The sequence below is a fragment of the Methylobacterium sp. Ger2507 genome (assembly GCF_055231875.1).
Genome location: NZ_JBUYVC010000001.1, coordinates 2,991,337 through 3,008,936 on the forward strand (window position 1 = coordinate 2,991,337; position 17,600 = coordinate 3,008,936).

Genomic DNA, 17,600 nt, shown 5'->3' on the forward strand with positions numbered 1-17,600 from the left:
CACCATGCAGATCGAAGCCATTCCCCCGCGCCGCCATCTTCCGCCCCTGCTCAAGCTCGCGCTCGAGCTTGGGCCGCTGATGGTCTTCTTCTTCGGCAATGCCTATGCCGAGCGCCTCGGCGTTCACCCCGACCAGAAGCTGTTCGTGGCCACCGGAGTCTTCATCGCGGCGACCGTGGTGGCGCTGGCAATCCACTACGCGTTGATGCGGAGGCTTCCCATCATGCCGCTCGTCTCGGGCGTCGTGGTGGTGGTGTTCGGCGGCCTGACTCTGGCGCTGCAGGACAAGACCTTCATCATGATGAAGCCCACCATCGTGAACACGCTGTTCGGTCTCGTGCTGCTCGGCGGTCTCGCGTTCGGAAAATCCCTGCTGTCGGTCGTGCTCGATTCGATGTTCACCCTGACCGAGGATGGCTGGCGCAAGCTCACCTTCCGATGGGGCGTATTCTTCCTGGTACTGGCGGTCCTGAACGAGGTGGTGTGGCGAACCCAGACGGAGGATTTCTGGGTGAGCTTCAAGGTGTTCGGCATCATGCCGCTGACCATTGTCTTCGCATTGGCCCAGACGCCCCTCTTGATGCGCTACGAGCGCAAGGAGCCCGGCGCAGACCCGGTCTGACCGGACCCCATCAGGGGATTCCTAGGATTCGGGTATATTCGAGTTCGGGAACCCCATAGGAAGCCCCGGCAATCTCCAGCAGCGCCGTGCGGTCCCTGATGTCGACGCCGCCGCGCCGTGTCTTCAGGGCCCCGGTGAGTTCGAGCACGCGCAGACCGGTGGTCACCCCCGCCCGTCGCACGCCGAGCATCAGCGAGAGCATCTCGTGGGTCAGCGGCAGATCCTCACGATCGGCACGGTCGTGGCACATCAGAAGCCAGCGCGCGAGGCGTTGCTCAATGGTGAAATGGGCATTGCAGAGACCGGCCTGAGCCAGCCGCACCGCGAAGGCCTGGGCATACCGCAACAGGTAATCATGCAGGGGTCGGCTCTCAGCCAGCACGCCCCGGAGGACATCCGCTTCGATCCGCAGGGCTCGGCACGGCACCTGAACCAGAGCCGTATGGGGCGAGGCATCGACGCCGTTCAGCAGGGTGATGCCAGTCATGCCCTCCGGCCCGACGATGCCGGCTTCCGCCTGGGTTCCATCCGCGCCGTGCGCGACGACGGAGATCATGCCAGGTTCCGGGAAATGCGCAGCGCGGATCGTGACACCAGGTGCCTCGAGGACGGCACCCTGATCGAGCGAGCACCGGACGAAATGCGATTGAAGACGCTCGAACTCAAGCGGCGGCAATGCGCGAAGGAGGCGGTTACGGACCTCAGATTGAACGATGAACGACGCCACAACTCCGGCACTCAATAGGCGGGAGTGCAAACGCAAGGTCACCCGCAACCTGAATTCATTTCAGGGAACGCAGTGGACATGGCACACGAATTTAACACAGGGAAGAGAACGTGGACTTATATTTTTGTCCGATTTCAGACAAACTTCGATATTACAATATGAATTACAACCGTAAGATCGAAATAGCCTAAGTATTATCGATTTTCGTCGATTTTTCGCCGCGATCGCCGGCCACAGCTTCTCCGCAAGTTCACTCGCGGGGATTGTGTGCCGGCTTTCGGTGAGACTTGGTAGTCACGGCCACAACGGTGATGGCCTTCAGCAGTAGACGTGACCCGGGCTTATAAAGCGACGGACAAGGGGCTTGTGGGCTCGGACCATGAGCGGAACCAGATCGCGAAACGCGACGCCGACATCGGGGAGGCGCACGACCTGAAGCGCCGCGCTTCAGGAGAGGATGACTCCTTCGCGCTCGCTGAAAGAGCAGGTGAGATCCGACACGGATGTCTCTGTTTTCACGTACGATAGCGGACTGTGGGGCCCCAGCGCAGACAAGGTCCAGAGCCAGAGATTGTACGACATAGTACAGACCCCGGACTGTGCGGTTCCTTCACACCCCGATCCAGCTATGAGGGACATCCATCCCTCCTCCCGAGCAGCAAAACGTACGATGGCTGCTCTATCGAGCCGCTACGTTTCATGCCGGTGCCGTCTCAGCGATATGTCCGAAACCAGCTCCTCAGCATCCTGGGTGGTGATGATTATGGGGCCGTTCAGGCTGTCGCCGAGAGCGTGATGCTCGGCCGGCGGGATATCCTGATCGCCGGCAACAAGACGATCACCCACGTGTATTTCCTGGAAGCCGGGATCGCCTCGGAGATTGCCGCCACTCCGGAAGGGCGCCGGATCGAGGTATGCATCACCGGACGCGAGGGTATGGTCGGGGTCCCGTTACTGCTCGATGTCGACCGAACACCGCATGAGACCTTCGTGCAGATCGAGTGCGAGGCCTTGCGGATCGATGCCGCAAGCTTCCGGACCCTGATCGAGGAACGGCCGAACCTGCGACGCACCTTCGCGAACTACGCCTACGTGGCCCATATGCAGACCGCCGGCACGGCCCTCTCCAACGGCAGCCATACCCTGGAGGAGCGCCTCGCGCGCTGGCTGCTGATGTGCCACGATCGGGTCGATGGGGACGAGTTTCCCGTGACCCATGAATTCCTCTCGACGATGCTCGGCGTGCGGCGGCCAGGCGTCACGACGGCGATCCACAGCCTCGAGGGGGGCGGCATGATCAAGGCCCGGCGCTCGCACATCCAGGTCTTGGATCGGGAGAAGCTGAAGACCGCGGCGGGAGACAGCTACGGCGTGCCGGAGATCGAATATGGGCGCCTGATCCGCACTGGACGCTGAGCGTTCCGGTGCCCGATTCGTCCGCGGCTCTATCGGGTCAGCGAGACGACGCCGGCGCAGTTCCGGCGGCCCGGATCTTGTCGAGCACGCCGGCATAACTCTCCGGTGTGAGGATGCCCACGAGTTTGTCACGGATCGTGCCGTCAGGCCCGATGACGAACGTCTCGGGCACGCCATAGACGCCGAAATCGATCCCAGTGCGCCCTTCCGTATCCAACCCCACGGCCTGGAACGGTATGCCATTCCGGGTCAGGAAGCGGCGGCCGTTCTCGGGCGTATCCTTGTAGGCGATGCCCACCAGGCGCACGCCCGGCTCGCGTGCGAGCCGCATCAGTTGCGGGTGCTCGACCTGACAGGGGGCGCACCAGGATGCCCAGAAATTGACGACGGTAACGTTGCCCAGAAGGTCGGCGCGAGACACGCCGGGGATTGAAGCTCCGTTGGTGGCCAGACCCGGCAGACCGGGAAGAACGAATTCCGGGGCCGGCTTACCGATCAACGCGGACGGAATCGCTGCGGGGTCCGCGCCCGAGCGCAGACGCAGGAAAAAGATCGCGGCCAGGACCGCGAAGGTGACGAGGGGCAGGATCACCAAAAGCGAGCGGCGCGCGGGCTCCGCCCGATGCGTGGCAGGGTCGATCGGGCTCATGGGCGCACTCCCGCCCCGTCCTGCGATCCCCCCTGCGACCCATCCTGAAAACGCGCAAGGGCCCGCTTCTGGGCAGTGTGATCCCGTCGAGCGCGCGCAATCAAGGTGCCGATCACCAGAGCCGTGAAGGCATAGGCGGCGAAAATGTAACCGGCATGCGGTCCAACGTTCATGATCGAAACTTCACCATCAGCGTTGCAGGAAATCCGACCTGTTCGTGAGGACCTGCGCCGTCCTCACAGGCCTTGCGCCACGCGCCCGACTGGCGCCTGACTCAGGGGAATGCTGCGTCCAGGCGCGACCGAGGCGGCGGTTCCGGTGGACATCCCCGCATCAAGCTGCTCCGCCTCGCGCAGGGTCAGGGCACGAACCCGGCGGCGCAGGATCTCGGTGCGCATGGCAGAGAGGTGCAGGGTCACCCCGAGCACCGTGAAGGCCAAAATCATTTCGAGCAGGGGATAGAGCATGCTCGGATCGATCGATGAGCCACCCATGCGCATGATCGATGCGGGCTGGTGAAGCGTCGACCACCAATTCACCGAGAATTTGATGATCGGCAGATTCACAGCACCGACCAGGGTGAGAATGGCGATCGCGCGTGCAGCCCGGTTCGGATCCTCGATCGTCCGCCAAAGCGCAATGATCCCGCAATAGATCAGGAACAGCACGAGCATCGAGGTCAGACGCGCATCCCAGACCCAATAGGTGCCCCACATGGGCTTGCCCCAGAGAGACCCCGTCACGAGACAGATGAGGGTGAACGCCGCCCCGATCGGCGCCGCAGCGCGCTGGGCCACATCCGCCAGAGGGTGGCGCCAGACCAGGGTTCCAATCGCGGACACCGCCATCGCGCCGTAGAAGAAGACGCCGAGCCAGGCTGCCGGCACGTGGATGTACATGATCCGCACGGTCTCGCCCTGCTGATAATCGGGCGGGACGACGAACCACGTGAGCGACAGACCGACGATCAGGAGCAATCCTGAGACCCCGGCGAGCCAGGGCATCACGGGTTGCGTCCAGCGCAGGAAGTGACCGGGATGAGCGAGGCGATTCCACATGGTTGCGCCCTCTACCCCAGGGTGCGGTGCGGCGGCAATGTGGGGGTTACGCGCAGGCGGCCCGTCCCGCCTCGGTCTGTCCGCGTACTTACCCATTCGCCTGGAAGCCAGCCAGCGGTGCCACCACGCAGCAGATCAAGCCCGCAGGCGCATAGTCGAGGCTGATGGTGCCGCCGACGGCACCGACGAGGCCGCGCTCGATCAGGCGCGAGCCGAAACCCTTCTGCAGGGGTGGCGTCACCCGTGGCCCGTTCACTTCCGACCAGGCCAATCGAACGGTTGGGCCACCATCCGCCTCCTCGATCGTCCAGGCGAGGCTGACTCGACCGTCGGGGAGCGAAAGAGCACCGTACTTGGCTGCGTTGGTGGCCAGTTCGTGCAGCATCAGCGCCAGCGACAGGGCTGCCTTCGATCCGAGCAGAATCGAAGGGCCCACAAAGTCGAAACGCCCGGGCTGACGGTCATCGTGGATCGCGAGCGCACCGCGCATCACCGCCTCCATGTCGGCGCTCTCATGTACCCCGGCGAGCAGGATGTCGTGCGCCTTGCCCAGGGCGATGAGGCGGGCGGCCAGCGCCTCCTTGGCCGCATCCATGTCGGTGACGTTGCGCAGGGTCTGCGAGGCGATCGCCTGGACCATGGCCAGAGTGTTCTTGAGACGATGGCTGAGTTCCCGGTTGAGGGTGCGCTGCTGCTCGTCGGCCTCGATCCGGGTCAGGCCGCCCCAGGCGCGCTCGGCCACCTCGCGCGCGAAAGTGATCTCTCCCGCACTCCAGTCGCGGACCTGCCGGTCGAGGACGTAGAGGATACCCACCAGACGGCCGCGCCGGAGAACCGGCACCTTGATCACGGCACGCATGCCGAGCCGGGCATAGCCCTCTGGATCGTCGACGCGATCCGGCGTCGCCACGATGTCGCCGACACTGATGACGTCGCCCCGCGCCAGACGCTCGATGCTCGCGGCCAGGGTCGACCGGGACGGCGTCGGCAGGCCAAGGGCACGGGTCGGATCGTCCTGCGCCTCGGCGGTCCAGTCGGGGTTGAACGCGGCGATCTGACCGCCGGGATCGACCTGGGCGTAACCGGCGCGGGTGACGCCGAGCGTGCGGCCCAGGCTCTCGGCCGTGGTCGTCACCACGTCGGCGTGGGTCTGCATCTCACGCAGGCGGTCGCTGAGCGCGATCAGGGCCTCGCGGCGGGCATCGGCCCGCTTCTCCTCGGTGATGTCCTCGATCATCGCGGTGGCGTGGACATCGTCGCCGAGTCGCTGGGAGACGAGGTTGACCCGTGCCCAGATGATGGTTCCGTCCATGCGACGGTAGCGCTTCTCCAGACGGAGTTGCAGGGTTTGACCGGTGGAGAGGCGCTCGTGCAGGGCGACCCGGGCGTCGTCGTCCTCCGGTGGCGTCCAGCGCGCGAGGGACTGCCCGAGGATCTCGGATTCCGGCGCGCCCCAGATCTCGCAGAGCTTGGCATTGACCGCGAAGGCGCGGACGGTGCGGGGATCGAACTGGACGATTCCGATATTGGCGCCCTGGAACACAGCCCGGAACTGGGCGGCGGCGCGGTTACGCGCGGTGAGGTCGAGCATCGCTCCGATCATCCGGATCGGCTGGCCAGCCGCGTCGCGGACGACGTAGCCGCGGTCGAGCACGTCGGCGTAGGTGCCGTCGGCGCGCAGGAAGCGATAATCGTGGTTCCAGGCCTCAGCGCCGCCCGCGATGGCGGCCCGGATGTCGGCTTCGACAGCGGCGCGGTCGTCGAGATGGAGGCGGCCGAGCCACCAGGCGCCGGTGGGCTCGATCTGATCCGGCGCCCAGCCGTAGGCGGTGGTGAGCGCCTCGTTCCACTGGACGGTGTCGGTGGCGAGATCCCAGTCCCAGATCGCGTCGTTGGTGGCGCGGGCGGCGAGACGGTAGCGCTCCTCCGTGGTGCGCAGCGCGATTTCGGCGCGTTTGGCATCGGTGATGTCGCGCATCGTGCCGACGAGACGGACCGATCGGTCGGCCGCCGGGACGCGTCGGCCGCGCGCCGATATCCAAAGCGGTCGCGTCGAGGTCGCGACACGGAACTCGCAGTCGAACGTCCCGGCACCGTCCGGGTCGAGGGCACCCCGCATCGCCGACTCCACGGCCGCACGATCCTCGGGGGCCAGCGCGTTCAGGAAGGTCTCCCGATAGGTGACGGGGTCCTCCGCTCCCAAGCCGAACAGGTCCCGGATCCGGGCGTCCCAGTGGAGGCTCTGCGTGGCTAGGTCGTGATCGAAGATGCCGATGCCGGCCGACTCGACCGCCAGCCTGAGACACAGCGTCTCGTCGGCGCGGTCGAGTGCGCCGGGCAGGAGACCGCCCCCGTTGGTCAGGGACGGCCCCTCCGGGGGCTGGCCGGGCAGCGTGGGAACAGCGCGCTTCTTCATCGGGAAAGGGGCGGGGATTCGGGATCTCGAGGCGGGGAGGGGTCAGGCCGGTTCCGGGGTCGCGAATTCCCGGTGCAGATCGGTTTCGCGCTGGCCGGGCGGCGGTTCCACCGCGACCAGAATCCCTCCGGGGTCGTAGACCGCGCCCAGCACGGTCTCGTAGTGGCGACGGACGACGCCGTGGCATTCGCAGGCGGCGCTCTCCGCGAGCACCCGGCTCTGCACCGTGATGCGGCCGCGGCCGACCTCGATCAGGCCCTGGCGCTGCAGCGCGTGCAGGATGCGGGTGAGATAGGTTCGCTGCACGCCCAGCATGGTGGCGAGGAGTTCGTGCGTGACCGGCAGGACGTTGGTGCCGATGCGGTCCTGCAGGGTCAGGAGCCAGCGCAGGCAGCGCGCCTCGATCGGGTGCAGGGCGTTGCAGGCCACCGATTGCAGAACCTGGGCGAGCAGGCAGTCGCCGTAGCGGGTGAACAGGTTGCGCAGGGCCGGGGACTGCCGCTTGGCCTCCTGGAGGCGCAGGGCGTCGAGGTGCAGGACCGGGCCGCCGATCTGCACCACGGCGCTGGTCGAGGCCGGCAGGAAGCCGCTGCTGACGATGGCGCCGACGGCCCCCTCGCGGCCCACCGTGGCGACCTCTGCGCTCCGGCCGTCGCGCATGGCGACGATGAGGGTGACCACCGCCTGACGGCATGGGAATGCGATGGCGGTGACGTCGCTGCCGACCTCGAACAGGGACTGGCCCCGCTCGCGCCGCGACAGCGTCAGGTGAGGTTCGAGGAGCGCACGATCCTCGGGCCGCAGGCCGTCGAGGAGAAGATTGCCCGTGAGAGGATCGAGGGCCGGACTCATGCGACGCGCTGTGTTCACCGTATGTCTCTCCGGCCTCTAGCGCACAGCCGTCGCATCCGTCTGTCTGTAAGTAGACCCTAGCTGAGACAATTTTGTCGTTTTGATGGGAACCTGCGCGGAAAGACCTGTTTGAGGCCGTCCAAGCATCGGATGCCGGTGTCGTGCAGGTCTGGGAAGTCTCGGCTTCCGACGCCGACGCGCAATCTTGACACACGCAGTCTTGGCAGCCGCAACCGAGGTCGGATCGGTCGTCGCGCTTCGACGCGGGCTGAACCAAAAAGGTTCAGGCCAACCGACAGGCTTCGACCAAGCCTCGACCAAGTCCCGATCAGGCTTGGCCGGCCTCGTCGCCCTCGCCGATGCAGTCGAGGGCGCGCTCGACCGCCGTGACGGCGTCGAGGAGGTTCTGGACCGTGCGCTCGACCTCGCGGGCCGGGCGCCCCATGGCAGCGGCCCGGGCGCTCACGATCTCCAGCTGCTCGAGGAGCGCGAAGAGATCGTCGGCGACGGCCACCACGTCGGTGACCACGACCGCGGGAGCGGGGGGGCGTCGGAGGAAGGGGACCACGTTGCTCATCGACGCTATGTCTCGCGTGTTCGTGGCCAAAGCGCCAGCCTGACGGCCCTCGGATTCCACACGTTCACCCCCCATTCGGCCGCTTCCTTGCCGAGGTGGTGAGCGTTTTCGTGTCGCGGCGACATCAGTGCGGCAGGAACCTGAGACGATTCGTTAGGCTTTGGCCCTGTCGAGCGGTGTCCGGCTTGACGGGGATGCGGGCCGGGCAGCACCACGGAGACCGCTTTCCCACCAGGATCTCCACCGATGCGCCTCGCCCCCCTCGCCCTCGCCGCCACCCTCCTGGGCGGCCTTTGCGCCTGCAACAGCGACAGCCCGAGCGGGCGCGGCGGCGTCTCCGACGCCTTCGACGCCAGCAACTATCGCCAGTCCAGCAACACCAACGGCACCCAGACCCGCCGCGACGTCAACCGCCAATACACTCAGCCGTCGATGCCCTCGATCGCCAATCGCGGAAACTGAGGCGAAGGTCGGTCTCACCCCTCCCGGGGGCTGGGTGAGACCGATGCCTCGGCGATCGGGTTCGCCGAGGCCGCCTCCAGGCCAAGCCCGCCTCCAGGCCAAGCCGACCTCAAGTCCCAAAGCGCGCTCCGGCTCGGTGCCGAGACGGTCGAGCCCGCGGAGCATGAACCGCCGCTTCATCGAAGCCGCGCGGGAGGCTGGCGCCCGCGAGGACAAGGCAGGGATCGCGCCGCCAGGAACGTCCCGAAAGACCTAGAAGTGGTCCGTCTGACTGTGGCCGGAAATCGAGACGACCGGCGACTCGATCACGCTGAAGTCGAGCCAGAGCATGACCAAACCCTGCGCATTCGTCACTTCCAGCCGCCACTCCCGGCACGAGCTGACATGCGCGGCGTTCTCCAGGATGATCCGGCCGGCGACGCCGATCGCCTCTATCCGCGCCGCATCGAGGCTATCAAGCTCCGTTCCGATGCGATCAAACCACGTTTTCCCGTCGTGCATGTTGAAATGAAAGCGCGGCATGTCCTGCCTCGGTGACGGGGAGGCGGGAGCATCTGCGCTCTCACTCGCGAGCATGCCGGTGATAGGGCGCGCGATTGCCCGCACCGTGAGCAGGTATTCTCTATGCCGCTATTTCATGCGTTGATCCGATCGTCAGATCGACGCTGTGTCGCAGGCGGATAGGCGAGCGGCAGCATCGTTGAAGACACCCTGAACGTTCCTCATGATGTCTTCGATGAGGAACGGTGACGTGATCGACCGCTCAGTTCTTCGCCAGCGCATCCGCGAAGGCGATCATGCGGTTTCGGGCGTAGGTCGGCAGGCCGGCGCTGATCGAGGTGCCGGTGTTGAAAGACGAGTTGCCCATCAGCACCTGCGCCGGCAGCAGGTTCTTGAGCACCGGCACGCGCGCGTATTCCTGCTTGCGGTCAAGGACGTCGCCCTTGATCGCCAGCGCCACGTAGGTGGTCACCACGGTCTTGCCCGGATCGCCCGGCATCGGCTGGAACACCGCCAGGAACTTGCCGAAGCGCAGGATCTGGTTGACCCAGAAGATCGTCTGCTCCAGCCCGCCGGTCACCGGCGTGTCGATCTTCGTGAGGCTGGCCAGAGTCGCGGTCTCCGCCGGGGGCAGGGTGCGCAATTCGCTCTGGAACGAGACGAACTCGGCGATCTTCTTCGAGGCTCCGTCCTCCAGGCGGTTGGCGAGCTTCACGCCGAGCGGCAGCTTGCCTTCGAGATCGTAGCGCGACTCGATGCAGGTGGTGCCGGCCTCGCACCAGGGCCGGTCGGGCCGCTTGGCGAAGGCGGCGGCCGGGTCCTTGTTCGGCGTCGCGTCGGCGGGGTTGAGAGCCTTGTGCTTGATCACCGGGTCCATCTTGGCGACGAAGCCGAGGGTGGCGTAAGCGGCGAGGTCGATGCTCTCCGGGGCCTTCGCCACCACGAAGCGCCCCTGCGCCACGTAGACCTTCAGGGTCTCGTGCCGGCGCTTGGCGACGCCGTTGAGGGTCTGCATGTAGTCGGGCTCGACGTAGCCCGGATGCGGCGCCAGCGCCGCCCGCTCGCCGGGACGGAGCTTGCCCCAGTCGAGGTAGGGCACGAGGCCGTTCTCCGGCTTGGTCGGATCGTCGCGATGGTCGGTGAACAGGATGGTGCCGGGCTTCAGGCTGGTCACGCCGGCCGCCTCGATGGCGGGCACGTCCTTGATCCGCTCGCTACCCGCGGGGCTCGCGGGCGCCTGCAGCTTCATGCCGTCCTGGGCCAGGGCCGGGCGCAGGGTGCCGGCGCCCGTCAGGGCGAGGGCCAGGAGAAGGGTTGCGGGCATTCGCCCATGCGAAAGGTGCCTGTCCAAAACTTGCCTGTTCACGTCGGGGCCTCAGAAGTCGGGGGCTACTGGATTCACACGACTTTGACGAGACTAACTTCGCCGAGAGACCGTGTGATGGCGCTCACCTCCGGGTGAGCGTAAGGCCCACCAGGCTCCCCCTCCTTCCAGGAGGCGGGACCGGCGCAGCCCGCGAGACGTGGGAATGCCGTCGAATCGGAGGAGGGGTGTGGAGTCCGGCGCCGGCACGCGATCCGTCGCGTCGGGCGGGGCGGCTTTCGCACCCGGCCGACCGGTCACAAGCGCACCAGCGGCGCGCCCGGGACGTTCCAGTGAAACAGGACGAGGTGCCACAGGCCCGGCGCCTTGCGCGACGGATCGATCAGGCCCTGCGCGCCCTGGGCGGCGATCCAGTCGCGGGCGCGCCAGGACGACGGCGCGCGACCTTTGGCGAGGTCCTGCTGCCAGTCGCCGAACGGCTCGCCGGCCATCGTCCGGACGCGTTGGGCGGCATCCGGGTCGCGCAGATCGAAGACGGCATCGGCCTGAACCCACAGGGTGAGAACGGATTTTTCCGGGTCCGTCGCCGTGGTGTGGGCGCGCATCGCCGCATCGATCCCGGCCCGCGATGCGCTGAGATACAGCGTGCGCTGATCCGGCCGCGAATATCGTCCCGCCCTCTGTGACCCGGACAGCGCCGCCCCGACATGAGCCAGTGCCACCGCACGATAGAAGGTGCCCGCGACCGAGCCGAGACCGCCAGGGGTCGGGCGGAACTCGGGCCGGGACGACTCGGGCCGGGACGACTCGGGGCAAGACTCGGAGGATGACAACGGATCCCTGACAAACGTTAGAAGCGCGGCTCGTCGCCGAACAGGTAATCGGGATCGCGGCGGCGCTGGCGCGGCCTGACCTCCTCGTCGTCGCCGAAGGGCGAGCGCTGGGTGCCCGGCCAGGGCTGGTAGGTCTCGGATTGCGCCCGGCGGTTGCGGCGCTGGCCGTAGGGATCGAGCAGATCCGCTTCGGACTGCGCCCGGCGCCGATCGTAGTCGGCGGGTGCCCCCGGCCGATCGTAATCGGGCTGCGCCCGACGTCGCTCACCATCGGGCTGCGCTCGTCTGCCTCCATCGAGGCCGCCGAACAATCCGCCCGCCACATCGGGGGCGTCCTCTTCGGGGCCGAGATCGCCGTCCTCCGGGTCGGGTCGCATGGCGGTGCGGGTCTCGCGCGGCAGCAGCTTGTACTGGGTGTCGGCCATGCGGCCGTCCTTGATCCGGAAATGCTCCTGGAAGCCGCTGCCCGCGACCCGCTCGCCGCTGCGCGGATCGATGCTGGCGTCGGCGAGCGATTGCTGCGCCTCCGGCGAGGGCGGGGCGAGGGGGGTGCGCGGCACGCCGTTGGCCCAGGCCGCCTGCAGGATGGTGCCGGCGATCGGCACCGCGAGGTGTCCGCCGGTCTGGCCGCGCCCCAGGGTCTTGCGGGTGCCGTCGGCGTTGTCGTAGCCGACCCAGACCACGATGGTGATCTCGTTGGTGAAGCCCGCGAACCAGGCGTCGTTCTCGTTCTCCGAGGTGCCGGTCTTGCCGGCGATCGACGCGGAGAACCGGGCCAGGGCCGCGGCGGTGCCGTGGTTGGTCACCCCCTGCAGCATGGTCTTGAGCTGGTAGAACGCCACCCGGTCCGCCGAGGCGATGCGCGTCGGCGCCCGGGTCTCGCGGGTGTAGAGCGCCTTGCCGTCGCGCTCGACCGATTCCAACGCGTAGGGCGCCGGCCGGGCACCCTCGTTGGCCACCGCCGCGTAGAACGCGGCCAGATCCACCATGCGCACCGGCTGCGCACCGAGCACGAAGGGATAATAGCGCTCGCATTCGGCGTAGATCTGCGCCTCCAGGGCGAGGTCGCAGACCTTTTGCAGGCTGGCCGGGGCCTTGTCGGCGATGCCGCCCTGGAGCAGGCGGGCGGTGACGAGGTTCTTCGAGAATTCGAGGCCGCGCCGCAGCGTCGTGGCCCCGGCGCCCATGCCCTCGTAGTTCTTGGGTGACCAGGAATCGCCGATTCCGCCGATGGGCGGCAGGGTGATGGCGGAATCGAGCACCAGGGTGTTGGGCTGCAGGCCGGCGTTGAGCGCGGCCAGATAGGTCAGGGGCTTCAGGGTCGAGCCCGGCTGGCGCACGGTCTGGGTGACGCGGTTGAGCTGGCTCAGCGGGTAGGAGAAGCCGCCCGCCATGGCGAGGATGCGCCCGGTGCGGTTCTCCAGCACCAGGGCGGCGCCCTGAACGCTCGGGCGGACCCGCAGGTCGGCCCGGAGTGCCTTCGCGTTCGGATCGCGCAGCTTCACCCGCACCACGTCGTAGGGCTGAAGTTTGCCGCGGGCCGGGCCGGGCTCCAGGCTCGCGGTGCGTCCGTCGGCGAGGCCGACCCTGGCGCTGCCGCCGCGCCCGGTCTCGAGCACCACCGCCAGCGGCCAGTGCACATCGTAGAGCGCGGGTCTGGCCGTCTCCAGCGCCCGTTGCCAGGCCGGTTTCGGACGCTCGACCCTGGGGGCGGCCTTCTCGGCAGCGGCCGCGACCTTGCGTTCGGCCCGGGTTTTCGGAGCCGGCGCGGGCTTGGCCGCATCGCCGACGAGCAACGGTACGCCGAGGGGCGAGGCCTCGGCGGCCGGGGCCGCACCTTCGAGCTTGCGCACGGCCTCGGCGAGGTTGAGTTCCGGCCCCTCGTAGCGGGCGCGGCCGGTCGATCGCTCGTAGGTGGCGAGCCCCTCCTGCAGCGCCGTCTCGGTGGCGGTCTGGAGGCCGGCATTGATGGTGGAGCGCACCACGTGGCTGGCGGCGGTGAGCGACTCCACCCCCGCGAAGGTCCGCACCTCGCGGGCCAGGTGATCGACGAAGTAGAAGCCCGAATCGCGCCGGGCCGCCTCGATCGGCTTGAGGCCGAGAGGCGCATTGGCGGCCTCGCCGAGTTGCGCCTCGGTGATGACGCCCTCCTCCTTCATCCGCGCCAGCACGTAGGCCCGGCGCTCGCGCGCCCGGTCGGGGTACTTGTCGGGGCTGTAGAAGTTCGGGCCCTTGGGCATGCCGGCGAGGAGCGCGGCCTCCGGCACGGTGAGCTGGCCCACCGATTTGCCGAAGTAGCTGCGCGCCGCCATCTCGATGCCGTAGGCGCCGCGACCGAGATAGATGCCGTTGAGGTAGAGTTCCAGGATCTGCGGCTTGCCCAGGATGTGCTCCAGGCGGGAGGCCACGATCATCTCGCGGATCTTGCGCTCGTAGGTGACGTCGTCGCCGACCGAGAGGTTCTTGACCACCTGCTGGGTGATGGTGGAGCCCCCGGCCGGGCGCCCGGGGGAAGCGAGATTGCCGATGAAGGCGCGGATCACGCCGCGCTCGTCGATGCCCTTGTGGCTCTCGAAGCGCTTGTCCTCGGCCGCCACGAAGGCTTGTCGGACCATCGCGGGCACCTCGGCGATCGGCACGCTGAGGCGCCGGCCATTGGCCTCGAAGGCCTCGGCGTAGCGTTTTCCCGATCCGTCGAGGATCAGGGACGCGCCGGGAAGCTTGCGCTCCTTCAGGGCCTCGGCCGAGGGCAGGTCCGCCACCGCCTTGTTGTAGAAGGCGATGACCTCGGCCGCGTCGAAGGGCGAATCCTTGGGCGTCTCGCCCTTGCAGAACTGGCGGTAGCTGACGTTCAGTTCGCCGATGTCGAGGCCGTGCAGGATTTTGGGCGCGCTCTCACCGGCCACGGCGGACGGGTCCTCCATGGCGGTGGAGATCAGTTCGTCGAGGTTGATGTCCTCGATGTCGAAGGCCTTGCGCATGTGGGCGCAGCCGTCGCGCAGGATCTGCACCACCTGGGCCTTGTCGGCCACCGGATCGAACTGCGTCTTCACCGCATCCGGCCGCGTCGTGACCTGACTGAGCGTCAGCGCCGTCGCGAACAGCTTGATCAGAATGATGTTCATGCGGGCCGGGCTACCGGAGGTTGGGTCGTGTCGCACAACGGCCGCACGGTCCGAAGCGGGACCGCCGGCGCCAGCGCGGCAGATGCACCGCACAACGCGGCTGATTTAAGATGGTGGACGCGAGCGGATGCCGGCATCCGAGGCGATCGCCGTCCCGTCCCGGCAATCGGCCGGGACCGTCCCAGTCCGCCGGCAGGCGTGAGTGCCCAGCCCCTACTTGTTGCGCCCCAGCAGCACGAGCCAGCCGATGCCGATCACGCAGACCACCGCGCCGACGGTGATGAAGGCCGGGGTGCCGAGGTCCATGAAGCGCGGGGCGAGCTGCGTCGCGAAGGCGGCGACGATGAGCGCCACCGCGATGCGGGCGGCGGCGCGCTCGATGCCGCGGGTCAGCTTCTCTATGCCCTTCAGCTCGATCTCGACGGTGACGCGGCCCTGCTTCAGGCGCACCAGCATGAGGTGGATCAGGGTCGGCAGCTCGGAGGCGGCGCCGAACAGGCCGGCTCCCACCGCCTCGACCTTGCGGGTGATGCCCTTGATCGAGAACTGCGAGGCGAGCTTGCGCTTCACGGTCGGTCCGGCGGCCGAGAACAGGTCGAAGCCGGGGTCGAGCTGGCGCATCACGCCGTCGGCGGTGACCAGGCCCTTGAACAGGATGGCCAGATCGGTGGGCATGGCGAGGTCGTTCTCGCGCGCCATGGTCATGAAGTCGGTGAGCAGGGCGCCGAAATCGAGGGAGGCGCCGGTGTGGCGCGCCACGAAGGCCTGCGACGAGGCCTCGAGCTTGGTCAGGTCCGGGTTGCTCGAGCCGCTCCAGTCGAGGAGCACGGCCATCAGCCCGTCGGAATCCTCCTTGAGCATGGCGCCGATCAGCATCAGGAGCTGGGTCCGGCGGCGCTGGGACAGGCGCCCGATGATGCCGAAATCGATGAAGCCGATCCGGTTGTCCGGCATGATCAGCATGTTGCCGGGATGCGGATCGGCGTGGAACACGCCCTCGATCAGGGCCATCTGCAGGAAGGCGTCGGTGCCCTTCTGGGCCAGCAGCACCTTGTCGTAGCCCGCCGCGTCGAGCCGGGGATGGTCGTTGGGTGGGATGCCGTGCACGAATTCCTGCACCAGCACGCGCTCGGAGGTCCATTCCCAGTGGATCTTGGGCACCACGATGTCGTCGCGGTCGGCGAAGATCGCCGCGATGGTCTCGCAGTTGCGCGCCTCATTGATGAGGTCGAGTTCGCCGTAGAGGCCGCTGGCCAGATGGCGCATCTGTTCCTGGGGCTGGTAGCGCCCGAATTCCGGCCACTCGTCCACGACGATGCGGGTGGCGTGACCCATCAGGCGCAGGTCCGCCTCGATGATCTTGCGCAGGCCGGGGCGCAGCACCTTCACCACCACTTCCTCGCCGGTCTGCAGGCGGGCGCGGTAGACCTGCGCGATGGAGGCGGCGGCGAGCGGCGTGGTGTCGAACTCGGCGAAGATCTCCGAGGCCGGGCCGCCGAGGTCCTCCTCGAGCTGGGGCCGGATGCGCTCCCACGGGATCGGCGAAACCTGACTGTGAAGCTTCTCCAGCTCCTCGGTCCATTCCGGGGTCAGGAGGTCGGGCCGGCTCGCCAGGATCTGGCCGAGCTTGACGAAGGTCGGCCCCAGGGTCTCGATCGCCCGGCGCACCCGCTGGGGCTGCGACAGGCGGGCGATGTCGACCTGCGGCGTCCGGCGCTTGGCCAGCCGCGCGACCTGGGCGAGGCCCAGGCGCTCGACCACCTTGGTGACACCGAATCCGATGAGGACGGACGCGATCTCCCCGAGGCGCTGCCGGTCCCGTGCGGCGACGAAGGCGGTTTTCAGCATGTGCGCAAGGGACCCGGGTCGGGGGAGGGGGAGCCGGCCGAGCGGGCGGCCGGATCGTGGTTAAGGCCCCGCTAGTCCCGTGGCGAGGCCGAAGTTTGGCGGAGGTGACGATGGCGGCGCGGCGGATTCGCGCCAACGGCGATCTCGGGCTAGACAGGCGGCCACCGGCGCCGCCGCGGCGCCACACCTCCCCGCGTCAACCCTGCGCCGACCCGGCACCGCCCCGGCGCCATCCCGCGAGACCCCTGATGCCAGGCACGCCCCGCGCCGGAATCATCCCGGTGACCCCCTTCCAGCAGAACTGCACCCTGATCTGGTCGGACGAGACCAAGGTCGGCGCCGTGGTCGATCCGGGCGGCGACCTCGACCGGATCACGGCGGCGATCGCCGACCAGGGCATCACCATCGAGAAGATCCTGCTCACCCACGGCCATATCGACCATGCGGGCGGGGCGGCCGAATTGCGCGACCGTCTCGGCGTCCCGATCGAGGGTCCGCACGAGGCCGACCGCTACCTCCTCGACAGCCTGCCGGAGACCGGCGCCAATTACGGGATCGACGGCGCCCGGGTGGTGACGCCGGACCGCTGGCTCGGCGACGGCGACGTGGTCGAGGTCGGCGGCCTGACCTTCGACATCCTGCACGCCCCCGGCCATTCCCCCGGCAGCGTGGTGTTCATGAGCCGCGACGCGCGCTTCGCCCTGGTGGGCGACGTGGTGTTCAAGGGCTCGGTCGGCCGCACCGACCTGCCGGGCGGCAGCCACGAACAGCTGATCCGGGCGATCAAGGACAAGGTCCTGCCGCTCGGCGACGATGTCGCCTTCATCCCCGGCCACGGCCCCACCAGCACGCTGGGCGAGGAGCGGATGACGAACCCGTTCCTGCAGGATTGAGGCTTGGCGAGTGAAGCTTGGCGAGTGGGGCTTGGCGAGATTGAGGCTCGGCAGGATCGAAGCCCGGCAGGCCTGAGAGTCCGCGGGATTCGCGCGTCGGAGACCCGCTCGTAGCGCCCCGTCATCCCGGGGCCGCGTAGCGGAACCCGGGATCCAGAAACGCAGGTGGCGCAAGACGTTGCACCGTCAGCGGCTCTGGATTGCACGTCCCCGGCGCCCGCCTTCGGGGCCGGGCTCGCCTGCGGCGCCCCGGAAGGACGGAGTGGTGCCATCCGTGATCGCCCTGCCTGCTACGAA

16 protein-coding genes are annotated in these 17,600 nt (G+C 67.9%); 4 read left to right on the plus strand and 12 right to left on the minus strand.

Annotation, left to right across the window (positions count from 1 at the left end; translation table 11 throughout):
* Positions 1–4: 4 nt before the first annotated feature.
* Complete coding sequence (locus ACV7NL_RS13890) at positions 5–622, plus strand: septation protein A (RefSeq protein ID WP_056183647.1); 618 nt, start codon at positions 5–7, stop codon at positions 620–622.
* Positions 623–632: 10 nt separating this feature from the next.
* Here the strand turns inward: ACV7NL_RS13890 and ACV7NL_RS13895 are convergent, their stop codons facing one another.
* Positions 633–1,178 carry a Crp/Fnr family transcriptional regulator gene (locus ACV7NL_RS13895; protein ID WP_463355962.1) on the minus strand — a complete coding sequence of 182 codons (546 nt, stop codon included), beginning with the start codon at positions 1,176–1,178 and terminating at the stop codon, positions 633–635.
* Positions 1,179–2,048: 870 nt separating this feature from the next.
* On the opposite strand from ACV7NL_RS13895, the gene ACV7NL_RS13900 reads away from it, so the two are divergent.
* Positions 2,049–2,765, plus strand: a complete 717-nt coding sequence (locus ACV7NL_RS13900) for a Crp/Fnr family transcriptional regulator (protein ID WP_463355963.1) — start codon at positions 2,049–2,051, stop codon at positions 2,763–2,765.
* A gap of 37 nt (positions 2,766–2,802) precedes the next feature.
* Here the strand turns inward: ACV7NL_RS13900 and ACV7NL_RS13905 are convergent, their stop codons facing one another.
* The 6 genes from ACV7NL_RS13905 to ACV7NL_RS13930 all read right to left on the minus strand — a co-directional run bounded on the left by ACV7NL_RS13905 (position 2,803) and on the right by ACV7NL_RS13930 (position 8,317).
* Complete coding sequence (locus tag ACV7NL_RS13905; RefSeq protein ID WP_463355964.1) at positions 2,803–3,414, minus strand: DsbE family thiol:disulfide interchange protein; 612 nt, start codon at positions 3,412–3,414, stop codon at positions 2,803–2,805.
* Positions 3,411–3,587: a heme exporter protein CcmD gene (gene ccmD, locus ACV7NL_RS13910; protein WP_082507830.1), complete on the minus strand. Its 177-nt coding sequence runs from the start codon at positions 3,585–3,587 to the stop codon at positions 3,411–3,413. Before ccmD ends, ACV7NL_RS13905 begins: the two co-directional genes overlap by 4 nt.
* 63 nt (positions 3,588–3,650) lie before the next feature.
* Positions 3,651–4,472 (minus strand): heme ABC transporter permease, encoded by an 822-nt coding sequence (locus ACV7NL_RS13915; RefSeq protein WP_056183605.1) that lies wholly within the window; start codon positions 4,470–4,472, stop codon positions 3,651–3,653.
* An 88-nt stretch (positions 4,473–4,560) separates the two neighbouring features.
* Complete coding sequence (locus tag ACV7NL_RS13920) at positions 4,561–6,888, minus strand: PAS domain-containing sensor histidine kinase (protein WP_463355965.1); 2,328 nt, start codon at positions 6,886–6,888, stop codon at positions 4,561–4,563.
* Between the two features lie 42 nt (positions 6,889–6,930).
* On the minus strand, positions 6,931–7,740 hold the full coding sequence (locus ACV7NL_RS13925; RefSeq protein WP_463357130.1) for a Crp/Fnr family transcriptional regulator: 810 nt from the start codon (positions 7,738–7,740) through the stop codon (positions 6,931–6,933).
* Between the two features lie 328 nt (positions 7,741–8,068).
* The gene (locus tag ACV7NL_RS13930) at positions 8,069–8,317 is read right to left on the minus strand and encodes a hypothetical protein (protein WP_056183609.1); all 249 of its coding nucleotides are present in this window, start codon (positions 8,315–8,317) and stop codon (positions 8,069–8,071) included.
* 246 nt (positions 8,318–8,563) lie between these two features.
* On the opposite strand from ACV7NL_RS13930, the gene ACV7NL_RS13935 reads away from it, so the two are divergent.
* Positions 8,564–8,779, plus strand: coding sequence for a hypothetical protein (locus tag ACV7NL_RS13935; protein ID WP_056487593.1), 216 nt, complete (start codon positions 8,564–8,566; stop codon positions 8,777–8,779).
* A 252-nt stretch (positions 8,780–9,031) separates the two neighbouring features.
* Here ACV7NL_RS13935 and ACV7NL_RS13940 read toward each other — a convergent pair whose 3' ends face one another.
* From ACV7NL_RS13940 to ACV7NL_RS13960, 5 genes are all read right to left on the minus strand, one after another.
* Positions 9,032–9,301, minus strand: a complete 270-nt coding sequence (locus ACV7NL_RS13940) for a DUF6894 family protein (RefSeq protein WP_056183612.1) — start codon at positions 9,299–9,301, stop codon at positions 9,032–9,034.
* Positions 9,302–9,542: 241 nt separating this feature from the next.
* Positions 9,543–10,604 carry a hypothetical protein gene (locus ACV7NL_RS13945; protein WP_463355966.1) on the minus strand — a complete coding sequence of 354 codons (1,062 nt, stop codon included), beginning with the start codon at positions 10,602–10,604 and terminating at the stop codon, positions 9,543–9,545.
* Positions 10,605–10,900: 296 nt separating this feature from the next.
* Positions 10,901–11,326 (minus strand): RES family NAD+ phosphorylase, encoded by a 426-nt coding sequence (locus ACV7NL_RS13950; protein WP_463357131.1) that lies wholly within the window; start codon positions 11,324–11,326, stop codon positions 10,901–10,903.
* Positions 11,327–11,454: 128 nt separating this feature from the next.
* The gene (locus tag ACV7NL_RS13955) at positions 11,455–14,562 is read right to left on the minus strand and encodes a penicillin-binding protein 1A (protein ID WP_463355967.1); all 3,108 of its coding nucleotides are present in this window, start codon (positions 14,560–14,562) and stop codon (positions 11,455–11,457) included.
* A 213-nt stretch (positions 14,563–14,775) separates the two neighbouring features.
* Complete coding sequence (locus ACV7NL_RS13960; RefSeq protein WP_056183618.1) at positions 14,776–16,410, minus strand: ABC1 kinase family protein; 1,635 nt, start codon at positions 16,408–16,410, stop codon at positions 14,776–14,778.
* A gap of 248 nt (positions 16,411–16,658) precedes the next feature.
* On the opposite strand from ACV7NL_RS13960, the gene ACV7NL_RS13965 reads away from it, so the two are divergent.
* Positions 16,659–17,303: an MBL fold metallo-hydrolase gene (locus tag ACV7NL_RS13965; protein WP_056183620.1), complete on the plus strand. Its 645-nt coding sequence runs from the start codon at positions 16,659–16,661 to the stop codon at positions 17,301–17,303.
* Positions 17,304–17,600: the final 297 nt, after the last annotated feature.

What these genes read in the sequence shown, in the direction of transcription:
- ACV7NL_RS13930 (WP_056183609.1), bottom strand. Translation starts at nt 8,317, where the DNA reads ATGAGCAACGTGGTCCCCTTCCTCCGACGCCCCCCCGCTCCCGCGGTC.
- ACV7NL_RS13925 (WP_463357130.1), bottom strand. Translation starts at nt 7,740, where the DNA reads ATGAGTCCGGCCCTCGATCCTCTCACGGGCAATCTTCTCCTCGACGGC.
- ACV7NL_RS13900 (WP_463355963.1), top strand. Translation starts at nt 2,049, where the DNA reads ATGCCGGTGCCGTCTCAGCGATATGTCCGAAACCAGCTCCTCAGCATC.
- ccmD (WP_082507830.1), bottom strand. Translation starts at nt 3,587, where the DNA reads ATGAACGTTGGACCGCATGCCGGTTACATTTTCGCCGCCTATGCCTTC.
- ACV7NL_RS13890 (WP_056183647.1), top strand. Translation starts at nt 5, where the DNA reads ATGCAGATCGAAGCCATTCCCCCGCGCCGCCATCTTCCGCCCCTGCTC.
- ACV7NL_RS13915 (WP_056183605.1), bottom strand. Translation starts at nt 4,472, where the DNA reads ATGTGGAATCGCCTCGCTCATCCCGGTCACTTCCTGCGCTGGACGCAA.
- ACV7NL_RS13920 (WP_463355965.1), bottom strand. Translation starts at nt 6,888, where the DNA reads ATGAAGAAGCGCGCTGTTCCCACGCTGCCCGGCCAGCCCCCGGAGGGG.
- ACV7NL_RS13940 (WP_056183612.1), bottom strand. Translation starts at nt 9,301, where the DNA reads ATGCCGCGCTTTCATTTCAACATGCACGACGGGAAAACGTGGTTTGAT.
- ACV7NL_RS13955 (WP_463355967.1), bottom strand. Translation starts at nt 14,562, where the DNA reads ATGAACATCATTCTGATCAAGCTGTTCGCGACGGCGCTGACGCTCAGT.
- ACV7NL_RS13965 (WP_056183620.1), top strand. Translation starts at nt 16,659, where the DNA reads ATGCCAGGCACGCCCCGCGCCGGAATCATCCCGGTGACCCCCTTCCAG.
- ACV7NL_RS13960 (WP_056183618.1), bottom strand. Translation starts at nt 16,410, where the DNA reads ATGCTGAAAACCGCCTTCGTCGCCGCACGGGACCGGCAGCGCCTCGGG.
- ACV7NL_RS13905 (WP_463355964.1), bottom strand. Translation starts at nt 3,414, where the DNA reads ATGAGCCCGATCGACCCTGCCACGCATCGGGCGGAGCCCGCGCGCCGC.
- ACV7NL_RS13935 (WP_056487593.1), top strand. Translation starts at nt 8,564, where the DNA reads ATGCGCCTCGCCCCCCTCGCCCTCGCCGCCACCCTCCTGGGCGGCCTT.
- ACV7NL_RS13945 (WP_463355966.1), bottom strand. Translation starts at nt 10,604, where the DNA reads ATGCCCGCAACCCTTCTCCTGGCCCTCGCCCTGACGGGCGCCGGCACC.
- ACV7NL_RS13895 (WP_463355962.1), bottom strand. Translation starts at nt 1,178, where the DNA reads ATGATCTCCGTCGTCGCGCACGGCGCGGATGGAACCCAGGCGGAAGCC.